Origin of the sequence: Kribbella aluminosa, assembly GCF_017876295.1 — a bacterium.
In the GTDB taxonomy this organism is placed as follows: domain Bacteria; phylum Actinomycetota; class Actinomycetes; order Propionibacteriales; family Kribbellaceae; genus Kribbella; species Kribbella aluminosa.
In genome coordinates, this window is record NZ_JAGINT010000001.1 from 1,903,349 (window position 1) to 1,922,248 (window position 18,900).

The following is an 18,900-nucleotide window of genomic DNA, read 5'->3' on the forward strand; positions in this document are numbered from 1 at the left end:
ATCGCCCGTATCGGTTGAAAGGTTTGACGAGTCATGAACGAGTCGACATTCCCGGGCACCGAACACGTGATGGGCCACTTTCCCGCCGCGGAGCCGGCCCAGCAGATCAGCACGCCGCTGAACCCCCAGCACGAACCACAGCACAGCACCCCGCCCCGTCCGGCCCCCGTGCCGGCGCGAGCCCTGCCCGACAACTATGCGGAGATGCCGAAGCCGACGGCCAAGCTCACCGCGGAGGACCTTGCGCCCGTGAACGACCCGAACGGCCCGCGTCACAAGATCGGGCCGACCGGCAGGCCGCTGCCGGATCTGCCGGAGCCGCAGCCGCCGACCAAGACCGGCCCGGCTCAGGTGATCGCGATGTGCAACCAGAAGGGCGGGGTCGGCAAGACCACCACCACGATCAACCTCGGCGCGGCGATCGCCGAGACCGGTCGCAAGGTCTTGCTGATCGACTTCGACCCGCAGGGATCCGCCTCGATCGGTCTCGGCGTCCAGCCGCACGACCTCGAGCTGTCGGTCTACAACCTGCTGATGCAGCGCGACATCACTCCGGACGAGGTGATCCGGCCGACCCGGGTGGAGAACCTCGACCTGCTGCCGGCCAACATCGACCTGTCCGCGGCCGAGGTGCAGCTGGTCCAGGAAGTCGCCCGCGAGTACACGCTGCAGCGCGTCCTGGACCCGATCATCCCGCTGTACGACGTGATCCTGATCGACTGCGCGCCGTCCCTGGGCCTGCTCACGGTGAACGCGCTGACCGCGTCGAACGGCATCGTCGTACCGCTGGAGTGCGAGTTCTTCGCGCTCCGCGGGCTGGCCATGCTGACCGACACGATCGCCAAGGTGCAGGACCGGCTGAACCCGAAGCTCGAGATCGTCGGGATCCTCGGCACCATGTTCGACGGGCGTACGACGCACGCCCGGGAGGTCCTCGACCGGGTGGTCCAGGCCTTCGACGAACGCGTCTTCCACACAGTCATCCGGCGTACCGTCAAGTTCCCCGAGACCACGGTCGTCGGCGAGCCGATCACGACGTACGCCCCGTCATCGAACGCGGCATCGCAGTACCGCGATCTCGCCAAGGAGGTGCTGGCGCGTTGTCCCGCCGGGTGAGCCTGCCAGGTGCCAGTGAACTCTTCGGGGGTGCGGCACCGAAGCAGACCCAACCCGAGAAGCGCACCACCACTGACGGACCGGCGACCACCGTCCGGTCCCGTACGGCCGTCGTCGACGAACGTAAGTCAAGTGGTCGAATTCGGCACGACACGAAGATCACCGTGTACGTGACCGAAGAAGAGCTGATCGGTTTGGAGAAGACCAGACTCGCGCTGCGCGCGGAGCACGGCCTGACCGCCGACCGGGGCCGGATCGTCCGGGAGGCGATCGACGTCCTGCTCGCCGACTTCGTCGACCACGGGCCGGACTCGGTGCTGGTACGGCGGTTGAAGGCCTCGGAGTGACCGTGTCCGCCACGGACCCGCCGGACCTCGTACCCGAGGGCGCTGTTGCCGAGGGCAAGGGGTTCAGCGTTCACCTGGTGAACTTCGAAGGACCGTTCGACCTGCTGCTGCAGCTGATCTCGAAACACAAGCTGGACATCACCGAGATCGCGCTGTCGGTGATCACGGACGACTTCATCGCGCACATCAAGGCGCTGGGGTCCGAGTGGGACCTCGACCAGACGTCGGAGTTCCTGCTGATCGCGGCGACGCTGCTCGACCTGAAGGCGGCCCGGCTGCTGCCCAAGGGCGAGGTCGAGGACGACGAGGACCTGGCGCTGCTGGAGGCGCGGGACCTGCTGTTCGCGCGGCTGCTGCAGTACCGGGCGTTCAAGCAGATCGCGGCGCTGATGCAGGAGCGGATGGCGCTGGAGGCGCGGCGGTTCCCGCGGGCCGTAGGGGTGGAGCCGCGGTTCGCGGAGCTGCTGCCCGAGGTACTGCTCGGGATCGATCCCGCCGGACTGGCCGCGCTGGCCGCGCGGGCGCTGGCGCCGAAGGACGACGTACCGCCCGGGGTCTCGCTGGCGCACCTGCACGCGCCGGCTGTCACGGTGCGGGAGCAAGCGATCGTGATCGTGAACCGGCTGCGGCGGCAGCGGAGCGCGACGTTCCGCTCGCTGGTGGCGGATTCGCCGGACACGGTGACGACGGTATGCCGGTTCCTGGCGTTGCTGGAGCTGTTCCGTGAGGCGGCGGTGTCGTTCGACCAGGTGACACCGTTGGGTGAGCTGACGATCCGGTGGACAGGCACCGACGAGGGCGAGATCGACGTCAGCGACGAGTTCGACGAGGAACACCAACCGGACGACGAAACCGGCGAAGCTCCCGTAGTCACCGAGGACACCGCCTTCCTCGAGCCCGGGCCGAGCGCCACCGACGAATCCGACATCGACCCGGCCGCCGACCCGGCCCCAGCACCCGACGAGACGGCAAACCAGTGACCGACCACACCAACACCACCGAGTCGTCCGAGGACACGCCCCCACGGGACACCCCCGCCGAGGTACCCCCCGCGCAGGACGCCTCCGCCAAGGACGCGCCCGCTGCGTCGGCCTCTGCGGAGTCGGCCTCTGCGGAGTCGGCCTCTGCGGAGTCGGCCTCTGCGGAGTCGGCTCGGGTTGGGGAGGATTTTGCTCCCGATTCGGCAAACAATCCTCCCCAACCGGTGGAGGTTGAGCCCGCGGAGGCGGCGCCCGCGGGGGCGGGGCAGATGGCGTTGGTGGTGGGGGATGAGGTTGTTGTTGACGACGCCACGATGCGGCGGGCGATCGAGGCTATTTTGATGGTCACGGACGAGCCGCTGCCGGTGCTGACGTTGGCGCGGGCGGTGGGGCGGACTCCGGGGGACATTGCTGCGGCGCTGGAGGGGCTGGCAGCGGAGTACACCGAGCAGGGGCGCGGGTTCGACCTGCGGGAGATCGGCGGCGGGTGGCGGTTCTACACCCGCCCGGACGCCGCGCAGTACGTCGAACGCTTCGTCCTCGACGGCCAGCAGTCGCGGATCACCCAAGCGGCGCTGGAAACGCTGGCTGTGGTCGCGTACAAGCAGCCGGTCAGCCGAGCGCGGGTCTCCGCGATCCGCGGGGTGAACGTCGACGGCGTGATGCGTACGCTCGTCGCCCGCGGTCTGGTGGAGGAGGCGGGCGCGGACACGGAGTCCCAGGCGACGCTGTACCGCACCACGACGTACTTCCTGGAACGCATGGGCATGCAGTCGCTGGACGACCTCCCCGAGCTGGCGCCGTACCTCCCCGAGATGGACGACATCGAGGAAGAACTCGCCGCCCAAACCCTCCCACCCGCAGATCCCACGGAGGCGGCCGGCGCGGCAGCCGCCGCGGACGAGGCAGCCACCGATCAGGCGCAGCTGACCGGGACGACGTCCGGCGCAGAAACCGAGGACGACAGCATCTCCACCGACCCAGCAGCCCGCGAGCCCGGCGTGGGTCTGGCGGGTCGAGCTGCGGTTGATGACGAGCTGGAGTTCGGTACGCCGGAGCCCGCGATCGCCGGCGATGGTGCTGCGTCCGACGGTGACGCCGTACGTGGTGCGCATGCCGCCGACGCATCCGTGGATGACGCGGGCGACGGGTCCGGCGCGGATACCTCGGGTCACGCTGTGGCTGGGGAAGACGTGGAGCTTGAGCTCGGTACGTCGGACTCGGCGGTTGCTGGTGGTGCGCCCGGCGGCGGGACCGTGGGTGGCCTGCTGGGCGACGACGGAGCTGTGGATGAGGCGGACGATGCGCCCGGCGCGGATGCGGCCGAGCACGTCGTCCGGGACGACGCCGACGACGCGAAGCGCGAGGTGGGGGACGACGCTGACGTGGTGGAGCGTGTGGTGGGGGACGACGCTGACGGGGTGGGGCACGTGGTGAGGGACGACGCTGACGGGGCGGAGCATGGTTTGGGAGGAGGCGCTGACGTGGTGGGTGAGGGCGTTGATGTGGCGGGGCGTGCTGTGGGTGACGGCGACGGGGCAGGTCGTGCTGAGGGCGGCGCCGTGAGTGGGGTTGTGGGGGATGGGGTGCGGTATGGGGGATGAGGTCGGGGTTCGGTTGCAGAAGGTTTTGGCTCGGGCGGGGGTGGCTTCGCGGCGGAGTGCGGAGTTGATGATCGAGGAGGGGCGGGTCGAGGTCGACGGGCGGGTGGTGACCGAGTTCGGGGTGCGGGTGGATCCGGAGACCGCGGTGATCCGGGTGGACGGGGCGCGGATTCCGCCGGTCAGTGCGAACGTCTACCTGGTGCTGAACAAGCCCCGCGGGGTCGTCACCACGATGTCCGACCCGCAGGGGCGGCCGTGTATCACCGACTTCGTGCAGGACCGGCCGGAGCGGCTGTTCCACATCGGCCGGCTCGACACCGACACCGAGGGACTGCTGCTGCTCACCAACCACGGTGAGTTCGCGCACCGCCTCGCGCACCCGTCGTACGAGGTCTCCAAGACGTACGTCGCCGAGGTCGACGGCAACCTCAAGCCGGCGGTACTGCGCAGACTTCTGGACGGCGTGGTCCTCGAGGACGGCCCGGCCCGCGCCGATACCGTGAAGATCGTGTCCAACGTCCCGGGCCGCACGCTGGTCGAGATGAGCCTGCACGAGGGCCGGAACCGGATCGTCCGGCGGATGTTCGACGCGGTCGGGCACCCGGTGAAGCGGCTGACCCGGACCGCGATCGGCCCGGTCCGCCGCGGCAACCTGCACACCGGCGAGCTCCGCGAACTCGACCACAAGGAGCTCGGCCAGCTCCTCGACCTCGTCGACCTGTAGCCGGCGGTGCTCAGGTCTCCAGGTCGGCCTCCTCGGGTACGACGACGCTGTTGACCATGTCGGTGATCCGCTCGGACGGCAGTGCGACCGCCAGCGCCCAGTAGTAGATGATCAGGCTGAACACCGCTACCGCGAAGATGTCCCACCAGAGCGGGAACCACGGGTGCTTGAGCGGCCCGAAGTCGCTCAGGTACACGATCAGGCCCATCCCGACCAGGTAGGCCGGCAGCCACGAGGCGGCCCGCAGGTCGAGCTGCGGGGTGATCGGGTTCAGCTTGAACACCCGGTTGCCGACCAGGATGACGTACCCGATCAGGATCGCGACGCCGAGCTTCCAGTCGGTGACCCAGCCGGACCACAGGATCAGCAGGTTCGCGACCACGAACGCCAGCGGCGACATCCACGTTGCTCCAGGCAACCGGTACGGGCGGTCCGCCTCGGGCAGCCGCCTGCGGAAGACGCCGAGCGACAGCGGCGCCCCGGCGTACATCAGCACGCTCGCGCTGGTGATCAGCCCGACCAGCGACCGCCAGCTCGGGAACGGCAGGAAGCAGACGCACCCGATAATGAACGCGGTGATCAGGCCGACCCAAGGTACGCCGCGGTCGTTGGTCTTCTCGAACACCGACGGCACGTACCCGTTGCGGCTCAGCCCGTACGAGACCCGTGAGCTGCCGGTGATGTAGATCAGGCCGGTGCCGGCCGGGGAGACGATCGCGTCGAGGTAGAGGATCGTGGCCAGCCAGCCGAGACTTGCCAGCGTCGCGACCTGCGCGAACGGCCCGGTCAACGTGTTGAAGGCCGCCGTCGCCCACGTGCCCTGTACCTGGGACGCGGGCAGTGCACCGAGGAACGCGACCTGCAGCGCGATGTAGATCAGCGCGCCGATCACGATCGAGCCGATCACCGCGCGCGGGATGTCACGCTTCGGGTTGCTGCTCTCGCCGGCCAGCTGGTCGGCCTGCTCGAACCCGAGCAGGGCGAAGATGATGCCGCTGGTCGAGACCGCGCCCAGGATGCCCTTCGCGCCGCCCGGGTTGAAGCCGTCGGCGGCGGTGAAGTTGCTGCCGTGGAACTGGGCGATCGCCAGTACGAAGATCGTCAGCAGCGGGATGCCGACCTTCCACCAGGTTGCGATGCTGTTGGTACGGGCCAGCAGCCGGATGCTGAGGAAGTTGATCGCGGTGACCGCGGCCATCAGCAGGATTGCCACCACGATCCCGGGTGCGGTCAGGATGTGCTGACCGCCGCTCGTCTTCTCCCAGCCCTTCGCGAACGAGTAATGGGTGCCGTAGGTGATCATCGCGAGCACCTCGATCGGTGCCACGGTGGCCGCCTGCAGCCAGGAGAACCAGCCGAACGACGCCCCGGCCGCGCCACCGAAGGCGTAGTGCGGGAATCGCGCCGTACCGCCGGAGACCGGGTACATGCCGCCGAGTTCGGCGTGCGTGAGCGCCAGGATGAGGATCGCGACACCGCCGATCACCCAGGAGATGATCGCCGCGGGGCCGGCCGTCGCCAGCGCGCCCTGGGCACCGAACAGCCAGCCGGAGCCGATGATCGATCCCTCGGAAGCCCAGATCAGGCCGACGAAACCGATGTCACGTCGGAGTCCGGGCCGGTTCCGCTCCGTCGAGGGATGTGCAATGGAAGTGGCCATACCCGCACCATCGCTCCGGTCCGCGACCGGTGCAGTAACGCTGCCTGGAGATCCGACCCCCAGCTAGCAGGTACGGCGGTGTTCCGGCCTGCTGTGAGGACGCGACGGCGTACCGGATCGCATGCTGGCGGGAAGAGAACCCTTCGGCGACCATGAAGGATCGACGATGCGAACATCATCCAGAGCTGTCGCGCTGACCGGGAGCACTTTGGCCCTCCTGGCCGGTCTTGTTGCGTGTGGCAACAACAACAATTCGTCGGGCGGCAGCAGCAGTGCGCCGCCGGCCAACACCAAGGTCGGCATCCTGCTGCCGGACACGGCCTCGTCGCCCCGCTGGGTCTCCGCCGATCCGAACGAGCTCCGCAAGCAGTGCACTGCCAACAATCTGACCTGCTACATCGACAACGCCAACAACAGTGCGACGAACATGCAGTCGCAGGCCCAGGCGCTGATCAACAAGGGCGTAGGCGTGCTGCTGGTGACGAACCTGGACTCGGGCTCCGGCAAGGCGATCGAGTCGCTGGCCAAGCAGCACAACGTGGTGACGATCGACTACGACCGGCTGACCACCGGCGGCACCGCGGCGTACTACGTCTCGTTCGACAACGTGAAGGTCGGCGCGGACCAGGGCACGGCGCTGACCGCCTGTCCACAGGTCGCCGGCAAGAGCAAGGTCGGGTACGTCGAGATCGACGGCGCGCCGACCGACAACAACGCGACGCTGTTCGCGCAGGGCTACAACTCGGTGCTGTCCAAGCAGGCCGGGTGGACGAAGCTCGGTGACCAGACCGGCAACTGGGACCCGGCGACCGCGCAGACGGTGTTCACCACGATGCTCGGCAAGAACCCGAGCCTCAATGCGGTGATGGTTGCCAACGACACCATGGCGCAGTCGGTGATCAACGTGCTGAAGTCGCAGAGTCTGGCCGGCAAGGTCGCGGTGTCCGGTCAGGACGCGACCGCGGGCGGCCTGGACAACGTGATGGCGGGCACCCAGTGCTTCACGATCTACAAGCCGGTCGCCGGTGAGGCGGATGTCGCGATCAAGCTGGCGGGGCAGATCCTGTCCGGTCAGAAGCCGACCGCGCCGGCCATGATCAAGGATCCGGCGAACGGCCGTGAGGTTCCGTCGTACCTGGCCGATCCGACCGTGATCACGAAGAAGAACGTGGCGCTGCCGGTGACGGACGGGTACGAGACGGCGCAGTCGGTCTGCCCGACGGCCGCGTTGAAGACGCTGTGCGCCGAGAACGGGATCCACACCCCGTGAGAATCCTGGAACTGCACGGCATCGGCAAGTCGTTCGGCCCGGTGATGGCGCTGACGTCGGTGGACTTCGGCGCCGAGGCCGGGGAGGTGACCGCGCTGGTCGGGGACAACGGCGCGGGCAAGTCGACGCTGGTGAAGTGCATCGGCGGCATCTACCGGATCGACGAGGGCGAGATCCTGGTCGACGGTACCGAGCAGCAGCTGCACGAACCCCGGGACGCGGCGCACCTCGGGATCGAGATCGTCCACCAGGACCTGGCGCTGTGCGACAACCTCGATGTCGTGGGCAACATGTTCCTCGGCCGGGAGCGGATCGGCCGGCTGCACACGCTGGACGAGAACTCGATGGAGCAGCTGGCCGCCGAGACGCTGACGTCGCTGTCGGTCCGGACGGTGCGTTCGGTCCGGCAGAAGGTGGCCAGCCTGTCCGGCGGTCAGCGGCAGACGGTCGCGATCGCGAAGTCGGTGCTGTGGAGCTCGAAGATCGTGATCCTCGACGAGCCGACCGCGGCGCTCGGCGTCGCGCAGACCGAGCAGGTGCTGGAGCTGGTCCGGCGGCTCGCCGACCGCGGCGTGGCCGTCGTGCTGGTGTCGCACAACATGAACGACGTGATGCAGGTGGCCGACTCGATCGCGGTGCTGTTCCTGGGCCGGATGGCGACCCAGGTACGGCGTACCGAGGTGACGCAGACGCAGGTCGTCGAGCTGATCACCTCCGGCCGATCGGGCGACCTGGGACTGGCAGGAGCGGTATGAACACGACGGTTGCCGACGACACCCAACGGCACGACAGGACGCCCCGGCACCGTGAGGCAGCCGCGCTGACTTCTTACATCCGCGACTACCTGGCCCTGCTGCGCGGCGGTGAGCTCGGGTCCGCGCCGGCGGTCGTCGGGCTGATCGTGATCACGGCCTTCTTCGCGATCGTCCACCAGGGCTTCCTCAGCGCGTACAACCTGGAGGCGCTGGTGATCCAGGGCCGCGCCGATCATCGTGATGGCGATGGGCCTGGTCTTCGTGCTGCTGCTCGGCGAGATCGACCTGTCCGCCGGGACCACGGGCGGCCTGTGCTCCGCGGTCATGGCCGTGCTGATGTTGCGGCAGGGATGGTACTGGTGGCTCGCGGTCCTGGCCGGGCTCGGGTTCGGGTTGGCGATCGGGTTCGTGATGGGGTGGTTGCGGGCTCGGGCGGGGATCCCGTCGTTCGTGATCACGCTGGCGACGTTCCTCGCGTTCCAGGGCGCGACGCTGATCCTGGTGGGTGGCCAAGGGTCGGTGATCCTGCCCGCCGGTACGCCGTTGATCGCGCTGGAGAACAGCTTCCTGCCGCTGTGGCTGGGCTGGACCCTGCTCGGCGTGTTCGTGCTCGGGTACGCCGCGGTGAAGCTGGGCGATGCCCGGTCCAGGCGCCGTACCGGACTCTCGGCGACGCCGGTCGCGGTGATCGTGGCGAAGGTGGCCGGGGTCGCCGTGCTCGGCATCGCGTTCACCTACGAGATGGGCATCAACCGCAACCTGGTCACCAACGCGTTCTTCAGCAGCAAGGCGCAGGGCGAGCCCTGGGTCGTCGTACTGCTGGCGCTGCTGTTCGTGGTGTGGCACTTCACGCTGAGCCGGACGCGGTACGGGCGGCACGTGTACGCCGTCGGCGGCAACGAGGAGGCGTCCCGGCGCGGCGGCGTCGCGGTCTCGCGGATCCGGATCTCGGTGTTCGTGATCTGCTCCGGGATGGCGGCGGTGTCGGGCCTGGTCGCGGCGTCGTTGCTGCAGTCCGTGCAGTCGAACTCGGGCGCCGGCAACACGCTGCTGCTGGCGGTGGGCGCGGCGGTCATCGGCGGTACGTCGTTGTTCGGCGGCCGCGGCCGGATGATCGACGCGGTACTCGGCGGTCTGGTCGTGGCGGTCATCATCAACGGGATGAGCGACCTGATCCAGGGCTCGAACTCGTCCGGGTACGAGTGGGTCGTGACGGGCGCCGTACTGCTGCTGGCGGCCGGTTTCGATGCCGTCGTACGGCGGGGGAAGACGGCGTGATCAGCTGAGCAGGCGGCGGATCGCGCCGGCCGACAGACTGGTCTTGGCGACGAACCCGATCGCCGGGCTGGCCGCGATCAGGTCCGCGTAGTCCTGCTCCGCGTGGCTGGAGATCAGGATCATCGGGGACGACTCGCCGTCCGCGTGCAGCCGGGTGATCAGGTCGAACCCGCTCTCGCCGCCGAGGTCGATGTCGACCAGGACGACGTCCGGCCGCAACCGGCCGATCAGGTTCGCGGCCTCGGCGGTCGTGGTCGCCGTACCGACGACCGTGACGCCCTCGCGGACCAACAGTCCCCGGGCCGCGTCCAGGAAGCGCCGGCTGTCGTCCACGATCACGCACCGCATGGCACCAGCATCGCAGCGCCGGACCGCCGGGGCATTCCTGCTGCCTGTACTACAGCGGCAGCGTCGCGGTCAGCGTAGTGCCTTTACCTGAAGGGCTTTCGACTACCAGCGTGCCGTCGAGTGCGGCGATCCGGTCGGCGAGTCCGACCAGCCCGGAACCGTTCGACGGGTCCGCTCCGCCGTGACCGTCGTCGCGTACCGACAGCCGCAGCCGGTCGGGCTCGAGCCGTACGTCGACCAGCGCGACGGATGCGTCCGCGTGCTTGGCGGCGTTGGTGAGCGCCTCGGACACGACGTAGTACGCGGCCGCCTCGATCGGTGCCGGCAGCCGGCCCGGTACGTCGACGTCGACCACGACCGGGAGCTTCGAGCGGCGGGCCAGCATCCGGACCGCCGGCGCGATCCCGCCCTGGGTGAGGATCGCCGGATGGATGCCGCGGGCAATCTCCCGGAGCTCGTCCAGGGCCTCCGCCAAATCGTTGGCCACCCCCTCGAGCTCGACGGTCGCGCCGTCCGCCTGCAGGGCTCGGACGTCGAGGGCGATCGAGACCAGCCGCTGCTGGATGCCGTCGTGCAGGTCGCGCTCGATCCGCCGCCGGGTCTCGTCCGCGGACCGCACGATCCGGGCCCGGGACGCGGCCAGGTCGGCGCTCGCCGTACCCAGCGAGGACGCCATCGTGTTGAACGTCCGCTCCAGCGTGCGGATCTCGCCGACGCCCGACTCGGGTACCCGGACCGTCAGCTCGCCCGCTGCCAGCCGGGTCGCCATCTCGGCCGTCACCCGCACGGGCCGGACGATCGCCCTGCTCAGGTAGACCGTGAACCCGAGCACGAGGACGACGGACCCGGCCAGTCCCGCCGTCGCCGCCACGACCGCACGGTCGGCGATCGCATCCGAATGCCGCTGCTCGGTGGCGGACAGCTGCTCCTCGAACGTGATCAACGTATCGAGCACCGAGCGGATCGCGGTGACCCGCCGGGTGCCTTCGGAGATCGCGGCCGCGGTCCGCGCCGAGTCCGGGTCCCGCTGCGCGAGCTCGATCTGCGGCAACGAGTAGTCCTGAAGGTACGACGTGATGCTCCGGCCCGCCGCCTGCGCCCGGGCAACCTCGTCGGGACTACCCGCGACAAGCCCCTGCAGCGCGTCGGTCTGTTCCGGCAGCTGGGCCGCTGCCTGCTCCCACGGCTGCAGGAACTTCTCCTGACCGGTGATGACGAAGTCTCGTTGCCCCGTGGCCAGGTCCGCGACCAGCCGCTCCACCTGATGCGCACTGTTCAGTACTGCGGACGTGCGCTGCGCCTGGTCCTGCGACGCACGCAGCCCCTGAACAGACACCAGCAGTACGACGAACCCGGAGCCGACGAGCACCATCAACAGCCCGCTTGCGATCATCACCCGTCCGGCCACTCCGGGACGCCGGGACATCAGCGACCGTCCAGGTACCTCAGGACAGCCAGCACCCGACGGTGGTCGTCATTGGTCTCCGGGAGGTCCAACTTGGTCAGGATGCTGCGGACGTGCTTCTCCACGGTCCCCTCGGTCACCCACAGCCGACGCGCTACTCCGGCGTTCGACCGACCCTGTGCGACCAGCGACAGGACCTCCCGCTCACGCTCGCTCAGCGCAGCCAGGGGGTTGTTGCGGTGCTGTGCGTCGACCAGCTCCTGGACGACGGCCGGGTCGACCACGGAGCCACCGCGGGCAACCCGCCGTAGGCTCTCCAGGAATTCATCGACGTCTGTCACCCGGCTCTTGAGCAGGTAGCCCACGCCATGCCCCGCAGCCATCAGCTGCAGGGCATGCTCCACGTCCACGTGCGCGGACAGCAGCACCACGGCGGTGTCCGGGCGTTCGCGGCGGATCACGTCCGCTGCGTCAAGTCCCTCGGTGGTGTGGTCCGGTGGCATCCGGATATCCACGATCACCAGGTCCGGTGCGTCCCGGCGTACCAGCTCCAGCAGCTCGGGGCCGTCGCCTGCCGTGCCGAGTACCGCGAACCCGGAGCGCTCGAGCAGACTGGCAAGTCCCTCCCGCAGCAGGACGTCGTCGTCCGCAATAGCCACTCGGGTCCGGCTCACGGTCCACCCCTTGATCGCCAGGTGATTCCAGTGTCACCGGGCAATCAAGTCACTCTCTGTAGAGCAGCTGTGTCAACGCCTGGGGGCCAGAGAGCTGTCGAAGAAGCCTCGGACCAGTCGTCGTACGTCGGAGATGCCGCAATTGGAGCGGCCGATGAGTTTGGCTCGGGCGGCCGTCGTCATGAGGCCGGCTGCCTGGAGCTGGGGTGCCAGCGCTGCGTAGTCCGTCCAGGGTGTCGAGATAGCCCTCCAGGTTGACGGCTGCGCGGACCTTTGGATGTGCCAACGACACCGCGGCAGTTGCACCGCCGGCCGAGTGCCCGTACACGCCCACCTGCTCCGCGTCCAGCTGGTCCAGTACGAACCGCATGTCCGCGAAACGCGTGTCCATCATCAACCGCGACCGCACAGGGTCCGTCTGTACGTCGGGGCTGATCTCGATGACCAGCAGCCGTCCGTCCGGGAACACGACCTCGCTGGCCTCACCAGGGTGGTCCATCGTCACCACGACGTACCCGTGACTCGCCAGGTCCTCGGCCAGCGACGTACCGACGGTCCGTGGGTCCGCACCGGCCGAGCTGTAGAGCAGGGTCGGGTGTCGGCCGGCCACTGCGGGTGCGTCGACGTACGAGTGAGTCAGGGTGGCTGCCCAGTCCACACCGCTCGGGGGGAGCTCTGGGTGCAGTACGCCGGCGTCCAGCTGCTTGAACACCTCAGCGGCGGCAGGTGCGAGCTGCGGGGCGCGCTGATACCCACGTACGGCGGCTGCTGGATAGAAGACCGTCAGCGCGATCTCGCGGGTGCGGGCTCCGTTCCAAGGATCAGAGCGCTGCGTGTCGGTCAGTGCGCGGGTCGTCGTCCCGACGGGCCACGGGCCGGTCGGAGCGGGGAGGCGCAGGGTGCGGTCGGTAGCCGCGGACGCCGTCTGGATCCCGGTCAGCGCAGAGGCGGCGGTCGCGGCGGTAGCGGTCGTAGCGGTCAGGAAGGTACGTCGTCTCATGCAGCCGACGGTGTCAGCCACCGCCACGCTGCGTCAGTAGAAGTCAGGCGTCTCCACCCGGACTTCCAGCCGCGGGTGGAGACGCCCTGCGTCAGGCGCCGTTGAGGACGGTGCCGGCGTTGTAGTACCGGAAGTACGGCTCGGTCGGGGAGAGCGCGCTCGGCACCTTGCCGAGGCCCTTGATCACCGTTGCGGCGCCGTTGGCGTGGCCTACCGCGTACAGGTAGCCAGTGCCGTGGACGCGGTCGATGCCGAGCAGCAGGGTGCCCTGTTGACCGCACCTCTCGGCGATCAGTGTGCCGAAGACCTGCCAGGTCGAGGTCCGCACCTTCGTCACCACCGGCTTCCCGGAGCCCGTCGGCACCTGCACCGTGTAGAGCGCGCCACCGTTGGTGATGGCGAGGAAAGTGTCGGACGTCCGGCCCTGACCGATCAGCGCCATCGTCTTCACCGCCTTGAAGCCGCCGAACACGGTCTTGTACTGCGGGCCGCCGGCTGTGAGCCTCCAGCGCACGATGTCGGCGTCACCGGGCACGCTGTGCAGCGCGTAGAGGTTCGACCGAGCGACGCCGGCGGCCGAGTAGTCGCTGCGGTCGAGCCAGAAGTACACGCCCTTCCAGCCGCCACCGATGTGCGTGCTCTTCACGGTGCCCGGCACCGCCGCGGTGCCTGTGCCGTCGGTGAGGTAGGTCGAGTTGTAGAGCTGGTCGACGATGGTGACCAGTCCTTGGCGCTGCTCCCCGGCCGGAGCGACGGGCTCGTAGCGGACCGAGCTGGCCAGACCGGTCTCGCCGTCCGGATAGAGGTCGTTCGGCCCGACCGTCCGGGCGCCGGCGCTTGGTGCGGCCGTGATGGTCTGCAGGGTGTGGTCACCACCTGACGTGACCGAGCCGAGCCGCAGGGAGCAGCTGGCGGTGGATCCGGTTGGCGCCGCGCCGGCCGGTGTGGTCACCAGTGCTCCCGCCACCAGTGCTCCCGCCACCAGTGCTCCCGCCAGCAGGGCTCCGGCGGCGAGGATTCGCCCGTGCTTGATCATCTGAACACCTTTCGTCAGTGGTCACGATGCGGGCGGACGAGCCAAGGTTGTCGGGAGGTTGTCGGCAGGTTGCGGGCATCAAAGGGATAACGGGGTACGACGGCGCGCCTGAGACATCGCCCGCTTGTCGGAAGGGCGCCGTACTGTGGGGGATGTGAACCGGCGAATCTTCGGTCTCGAGAACGAGTACGGCGTCACCTGTACGTTCCGCGGGCAGCGGCGACTGACCCCGGACGAGGTCGCGCGGTACCTCTTCCGGCGTGTCGTGTCCTGGGGACGGAGCAGCAACGTCTTCCTCCGCAACGGCGCCCGGTTGTACCTGGACGTGGGCTCGCACCCGGAGTACGCCACCGGCGAGTGCGACTCGGTCACCGACCTGATCGCGCACGACAAGGCCGGTGAGCGGATCCTCGAGGGCCTGCTGGTGGACGCGCAGAAGCGGCTGCACGACGAGGGCATCTTCGGCGACGTCTACCTGTTCAAGAACAACACCGACTCGGCCGGCAACAGCTACGGCTGCCACGAGAACTACCTGGTCAGCAGGCACGGCGACTTCGCCAAGCTCGCCGATGTGCTGATTCCGTTCCTGGTCACCCGGCAACTGATCTGCGGCGCCGGCAAGGTGCTGCAGACCCCCCGCGGCGCGGTGTACTCCGTGTCGCAACGCGCCGAGCACATCTGGGAAGGCGTCTCCAGCGCGACCACCCGGTCCCGGCCGATCATCAACACCCGGGACGAGCCGCACGCGGACGCCGAGCGCTTCCGCCGGCTGCACGTGATCGTCGGCGACTCGAACATGTCCGAGACCACGATGCTGCTCAAGGTGGCCAGCACGGACCTGGTGCTGCGGATGATCGAGGCCGGCATCGTGATGCGCGACCTGACCCTGGACAACCCGATCCGGGCGATCCGGGAGATCAGCCACGACATGACCGGCCGCCGCGAGGTCCGGCTGGCGAACGGGCGCGAGGCGTCGGCGCTGGACATCCAGGGTGAGTACCTGAGCAAGGCGCGCGACTTCGTCGACCGTCGCGAGCTCGGCACGCCGGCCGTCGAGCGGGCGCTGTCGCTGTGGGAGCGGACGCTGAAGGCGATCGAGTCCGGCGACCTGTCCGGGATCGAGCGCGAGATCGACTGGGTGATCAAGTACCGGCTGATCGAGCGCTACCGCGCGCAGAACAACCTCGGCCTGGCCAGCCCGCGGGTCGCGCAGCTCGACCTGGCGTACCACGACATCCACCGGCCGCGCGGGCTGTACTACCTGCTCGAGCGCAAGGGCGCGGTCACCCGGGTCGTCGACGACCTGCGGGTGTTCGAGGCCAAGTCGGTGCCGCCGCAGACCACCCGGGCGCGGCTGCGCGGCGAGTTCATCAAGCGGGCCCAGGAGCGGCGCCGCGACTTCACCGTCGACTGGGTGCACCTGAAGCTCAACGACCAGGCGCAGCGCACGGTGCTCTGCAAAGACCCGTTCAAGTCCCACGACGAAAGAGTCGAAAAGCTCATCGCCAGCATGTGAAGGAAGAAAACAGAGGTGATGGGGGCGCACGACGAAAGTCGAGAAGCTCATCGCCAGCATGTGAAGGAAAAACAGAGGTGATGGGGGCGCACGACGAAAGTCGAGAAGCTCATCGCCAGCATGTGAAGGAAAAACAGAGGTGATGGGGGCGCACGACGAGCGAGTCGAGAAGCTCGTCGCCAGCATGTAGGTGATCACTAAATGGAGTGCTTGGTCGACGTGTGCTGCTTAGAAAGGGCGCATGACGACTGAGATCCGGCCGGTGACTCCTGCCGAAGCTGCGGAGTATCTGCGCGTGCTGCCGTACGTGAACGGTTTCCCGCAGGAAGAGCCCGAGCCGTCGGCCTGGTACGCCGGGAGTGCCGCCTGGCCGCCGCAGGTCCCGAAGACCGCTGCGGACGTGGACCGGTACGCCGAGGATCTGCACGCGGACTGGTTCCGCCCGCAGGCCGCGTTCGTGGACGGGAAGATCGCGGGCGGGTCGGCGATCGTCTCGGTCCAGCTGACCGTGCCGGGTGGCCGGCAGGTAGCACTCGGCGGTGTGACGTCGACGGCCGTGCTGCCGACGTACCGGCGACGCGGGCTGTTGCGACAGATCATGTCCGCGATGCTGGACGACTGCCGCGAGCGCGGTGAGTTCCTGGCCGGACTGAGCGCCAGCGAGGGGACCATCTACGGCCGGTACGGGTTCTCCCCGGCCACGTTCCAGCACCGCTGGGAGGTACGGCGTACCGACGCTGCGTTTCGGGACGACTTCGCCGACCCCGGTTCACTCGATCTGGTCGACGCCGCCGCAGCAGCTGAGGTATGGCCGGTGCTGCACGAGCAGGTGCGGGCTGTGCGTGTGGGGGAGATCAGTCCGTTGCCGGGCAAGTGGGACGGGTTGGGCGGGCTCCCGGCGGATGGCTCGGGCCTGGCGCATCACCTGCTGCACCGCGACGCGACAGGTGCAGTGGACGGCGCCGCCATCTTCCGGCTGCCCTGGTCGCCGGACCCGGCACAGGCCGGCGTACTGCAGGTGGAGGCGCTCGAAGCGTTGACGGTCGATGCTTACCGAGCGCTATGGGGCCTCCTGCTCGACTTCGACCTGACCAAGCGGGTGGTAGCCGCACGCAGACCGGTGGACGAGCCGCTGCGGTGGATGCTGACCAACCCGCGGGCGCTCAAGCTCACCCGTACCCGGGACAACCTGTGGCTGCGGATTCTCGACGTACCGGCGGCATTGGAGGCACGCACGTACGCCGCCACCGATGCGCTGGTGCTGGAAGTGGAGTCGGCGCGATGGCTGCTGGATGCCGGGCCGGACGGCGCCAGCTGCACGCCTACTGACCGAGCTGCGGACCTCACACTCGGCGCGAACGAGCTGGGCTCGCTGTACCTCGGCGGCGTACGCGCGAGTGAGTTCGCCTGCTCGCGCCGCGTCGTCGAGCACACACTCGGAGCCGTTTCCCGGCTGGACGCCTTGCTGCGACCGGATCGCGCTCCGCACAACGCCGTGGGTTTCTGACCGCTGTGACTGTGCGTGCTGTGACGTAATGGTGACTCGGGCGGCTGCTCGTCCAGTTGAATCCGCAAGCTAGGGTGGGCCGCGTCGTTGACCGGAGGCAAGCGGCGCGCCATGCGCCGGGATGGTTCGAGGTGCTGGTTTCGTGCGCAAGCTGTTGAGTCTGGTCGTTGTCGCGGCGCTGGGGGCCTCCCTGGTGGCGTGCGGATCGGGCAAGAAGAACGAGTTCGACGCCGCCGGGCTCAAGGTGACCTCGGACTTCGGGCAGAAGCCGACCATCACGCACCGCCAAGGTGACCCGGAGAAGCAGCTGGTCACCGAGGTTCTCAAGGAGGGCGACGGCCCGGTGGTGACGAAGGGCGAGCTGCTCACCGCGAACTACCTGGGCCAGATCTGGCGGGACGGCAAGGTCTTCGACAACTCCTACGACCGCGGCGCGCCGTCGTCGTTCCCGATCGGGGTCGGCGGCGTCATCTCCGGCTGGGACGAGGGTCTGGTCGGTAAGAAGATCGGCAGCCGGGTGCTGCTCTCGATCCCGTCCGACAAGGGCTACAAGTCCACGGGCAACTCGCAGGCCGGCATCAAGGGCGACGACACGCTGATCTTCGTCGTCGACCTGGTCGGCGCGGCCGCCAACGACACCCCGCTGGACGCCGCAACGGTGACCCCGTCGACGCCGACCAAGATCAGCGTCACCGGCGCCCTGAACGCCGAGCCGAAGGTCACCGTCGCGCCCGGCACCAAGCCGCCGGCGAAGCCCGGCAAGCCAGTCGTGTTCGCGCTCGGCAAGGGCAAGCCGGTGGAGAAGTCCAGCCAGCTGATCGGCCGCTACGTGGTCTACGACTACACCGGCAAGAAGCAGGCCAGCACCTGGGACCCCCAGCCCGCCACCGCGCAGAGCGCCGCCCAGCCGGCCGCGCCGACCGACCAGCTCCAGGTCGGCCCCGGCCCGAGCGGCCAGACCGGCGCGCTCGACGGCCTGGCCGGCGTCCCGATCGGCAGCCGCGTCCTGGTCGAGCTCCCGGCCTCCAAGGACCAGGCGGGCAAGACGGTCAACGCATTCGCGGTGATCGACATCCTGAACGCCTTCCCGGCCGCGAAGCAGACCGGGAAGTAAAGCCTTCGAAGGACCGGCTCCCGCGGTGGGTGCCGGTCCTTCGGCGTTTCAGCTGGTACGCCGGACCGGGCGGCGGCTGAACCAGCGGTTCGAGTCGGGCTGGAAGCTGAGCAGGATCGCGGTGATCACCGCGGTGAGGTGGACGCAGCGGACGGCGCTGAACGCGATGAACGAGGCGGACCAGTGCAAGGTGCCGAAGTCGCCGTTGTGCAGCAGCCAGCCGATCGGGCCGGCGACCAGGGACGCGACGCCGACTGTGCCGAGCAGACCGGTCAGCAGCCAGCGGGACCAGCCGACGCCAGGGCGGAAGTAGCGGTCGATGACGACGAACAGGCCGCCGTACACGATCGCCCGGAAGGCGACCTGCATCACCAGGCCGAGCAGCGGGGCGCCGTCGGCGATCGCGCCGGCGACACCTAGGACGGACTCGGCGACACCTGCACCGACGGCGGTGAGCCACAGCGTGGTCGCTCCGCGGACGGCCAGCGGCGGCTGCGGCCGGGCGACGTCGTGGATCGTGAGGTTGCGGTGCTTGGTGCTGTTCATACCACCACTGTCGCCGCGGA

Annotated in this window: 18 protein-coding genes; 11 read left to right on the forward strand and 7 right to left on the reverse strand. The window is 68.9% G+C overall.

Annotated features, from left to right (window positions below; all coding sequences use genetic code 11):
• Positions 1–204 precede the first annotated feature (204 nt).
• The 5 genes from JOF29_RS09360 (at position 205) to JOF29_RS09380 (ending at position 4,771) form a co-directional block, all read left to right on the forward strand.
• The gene (locus JOF29_RS09360; protein WP_209696053.1) at positions 205–1,116 is read left to right on the forward strand and encodes a ParA family protein; all 912 of its coding nucleotides are present in this window, start codon (positions 205–207) and stop codon (positions 1,114–1,116) included.
• Positions 1,101–1,463: a hypothetical protein gene (locus JOF29_RS09365; protein WP_209693811.1), complete on the forward strand. Its 363-nt coding sequence runs from the start codon at positions 1,101–1,103 to the stop codon at positions 1,461–1,463. The genes JOF29_RS09360 and JOF29_RS09365 overlap by 16 nt, the downstream gene beginning before the upstream one ends.
• Positions 1,464–1,465: 2 nt before the next feature.
• Positions 1,466–2,443, forward strand: a complete 978-nt coding sequence (locus JOF29_RS09370; protein WP_307863231.1) for a segregation and condensation protein A — start codon at positions 1,466–1,468, stop codon at positions 2,441–2,443.
• 224 nt (positions 2,444–2,667) lie between these two features.
• Positions 2,668–4,047, forward strand: coding sequence for an SMC-Scp complex subunit ScpB (gene scpB / locus JOF29_RS09375; RefSeq protein ID WP_307863232.1), 1,380 nt, complete (start codon positions 2,668–2,670; stop codon positions 4,045–4,047).
• Positions 4,037–4,771, forward strand: coding sequence for a pseudouridine synthase (locus tag JOF29_RS09380; RefSeq protein WP_209693813.1), 735 nt, complete (start codon positions 4,037–4,039; stop codon positions 4,769–4,771). The genes scpB and JOF29_RS09380 overlap by 11 nt, the downstream gene beginning before the upstream one ends.
• A 10-nt stretch (positions 4,772–4,781) precedes the next feature.
• Here the strand turns inward: JOF29_RS09380 and JOF29_RS09385 are convergent, their stop codons facing one another.
• Positions 4,782–6,431 (reverse strand): APC family permease, encoded by a 1,650-nt coding sequence (locus JOF29_RS09385; RefSeq protein ID WP_209693814.1) that lies wholly within the window; start codon positions 6,429–6,431, stop codon positions 4,782–4,784.
• Between the two features lie 166 nt (positions 6,432–6,597).
• Between JOF29_RS09385 and JOF29_RS09390 the strand changes: the two genes are divergently transcribed.
• The 3 genes from JOF29_RS09390 to JOF29_RS09400 all read left to right on the forward strand — a co-directional run bounded on the left by JOF29_RS09390 (position 6,598) and on the right by JOF29_RS09400 (position 9,734).
• The gene (locus JOF29_RS09390) at positions 6,598–7,701 is read left to right on the forward strand and encodes a sugar ABC transporter substrate-binding protein (protein WP_209693815.1); all 1,104 of its coding nucleotides are present in this window, start codon (positions 6,598–6,600) and stop codon (positions 7,699–7,701) included.
• Positions 7,698–8,456 (forward strand): ATP-binding cassette domain-containing protein, encoded by a 759-nt coding sequence (locus JOF29_RS09395; RefSeq protein ID WP_307863233.1) that lies wholly within the window; start codon positions 7,698–7,700, stop codon positions 8,454–8,456. Before JOF29_RS09390 ends, JOF29_RS09395 begins: the two co-directional genes overlap by 4 nt.
• 231 nt (positions 8,457–8,687) lie before the next feature.
• Positions 8,688–9,734, forward strand: a complete 1,047-nt coding sequence (locus JOF29_RS09400) for a sugar ABC transporter permease (protein WP_307863550.1) — start codon at positions 8,688–8,690, stop codon at positions 9,732–9,734.
• On the opposite strand, the gene JOF29_RS09405 is transcribed toward JOF29_RS09400, so the two are convergent.
• The 5 genes from JOF29_RS09405 to JOF29_RS09425 all read right to left on the reverse strand — a co-directional run bounded on the left by JOF29_RS09405 (position 9,735) and on the right by JOF29_RS09425 (position 14,197).
• Complete coding sequence (locus tag JOF29_RS09405) at positions 9,735–10,082, reverse strand: response regulator (protein WP_209693817.1); 348 nt, start codon at positions 10,080–10,082, stop codon at positions 9,735–9,737.
• 49 nt (positions 10,083–10,131) lie between these two features.
• Positions 10,132–11,475, reverse strand: coding sequence for a sensor histidine kinase (locus JOF29_RS09410; RefSeq protein ID WP_209693818.1), 1,344 nt, complete (start codon positions 11,473–11,475; stop codon positions 10,132–10,134).
• A gap of 32 nt (positions 11,476–11,507) precedes the next feature.
• Entirely contained in the window at positions 11,508–12,161 is a 654-nt protein-coding gene (locus tag JOF29_RS09415) for a response regulator transcription factor (RefSeq protein ID WP_209693819.1), read from the reverse strand.
• A 49-nt stretch (positions 12,162–12,210) separates the two neighbouring features.
• Positions 12,211–13,161, reverse strand: coding sequence for an alpha/beta hydrolase (locus JOF29_RS09420; protein ID WP_209693820.1), 951 nt, complete (start codon positions 13,159–13,161; stop codon positions 12,211–12,213).
• 91 nt (positions 13,162–13,252) lie between these two features.
• The gene (locus JOF29_RS09425) at positions 13,253–14,197 is read right to left on the reverse strand and encodes a hypothetical protein (protein WP_209693821.1); all 945 of its coding nucleotides are present in this window, start codon (positions 14,195–14,197) and stop codon (positions 13,253–13,255) included.
• A gap of 154 nt (positions 14,198–14,351) precedes the next feature.
• Here JOF29_RS09425 and pafA point away from each other — a divergent pair, with 154 nt between their 5' ends.
• From pafA to JOF29_RS09440, 3 genes are all read left to right on the forward strand, one after another.
• Positions 14,352–15,713 (forward strand): Pup--protein ligase, encoded by a 1,362-nt coding sequence (gene pafA / locus JOF29_RS09430; protein ID WP_012922680.1) that lies wholly within the window; start codon positions 14,352–14,354, stop codon positions 15,711–15,713.
• A 241-nt stretch (positions 15,714–15,954) separates the two neighbouring features.
• Positions 15,955–17,220 (forward strand): GNAT family N-acetyltransferase, encoded by a 1,266-nt coding sequence (locus JOF29_RS09435; RefSeq protein WP_209693822.1) that lies wholly within the window; start codon positions 15,955–15,957, stop codon positions 17,218–17,220.
• 142 nt (positions 17,221–17,362) lie between these two features.
• Complete coding sequence (locus JOF29_RS09440; protein ID WP_307863234.1) at positions 17,363–18,334, forward strand: FKBP-type peptidyl-prolyl cis-trans isomerase; 972 nt, start codon at positions 17,363–17,365, stop codon at positions 18,332–18,334.
• Between the two features lie 48 nt (positions 18,335–18,382).
• On the opposite strand, the gene JOF29_RS09445 is transcribed toward JOF29_RS09440, so the two are convergent.
• The gene (locus JOF29_RS09445) at positions 18,383–18,880 is read right to left on the reverse strand and encodes a hypothetical protein (RefSeq protein ID WP_209693824.1); all 498 of its coding nucleotides are present in this window, start codon (positions 18,878–18,880) and stop codon (positions 18,383–18,385) included.
• Positions 18,881–18,900 lie beyond the last annotated feature (20 nt).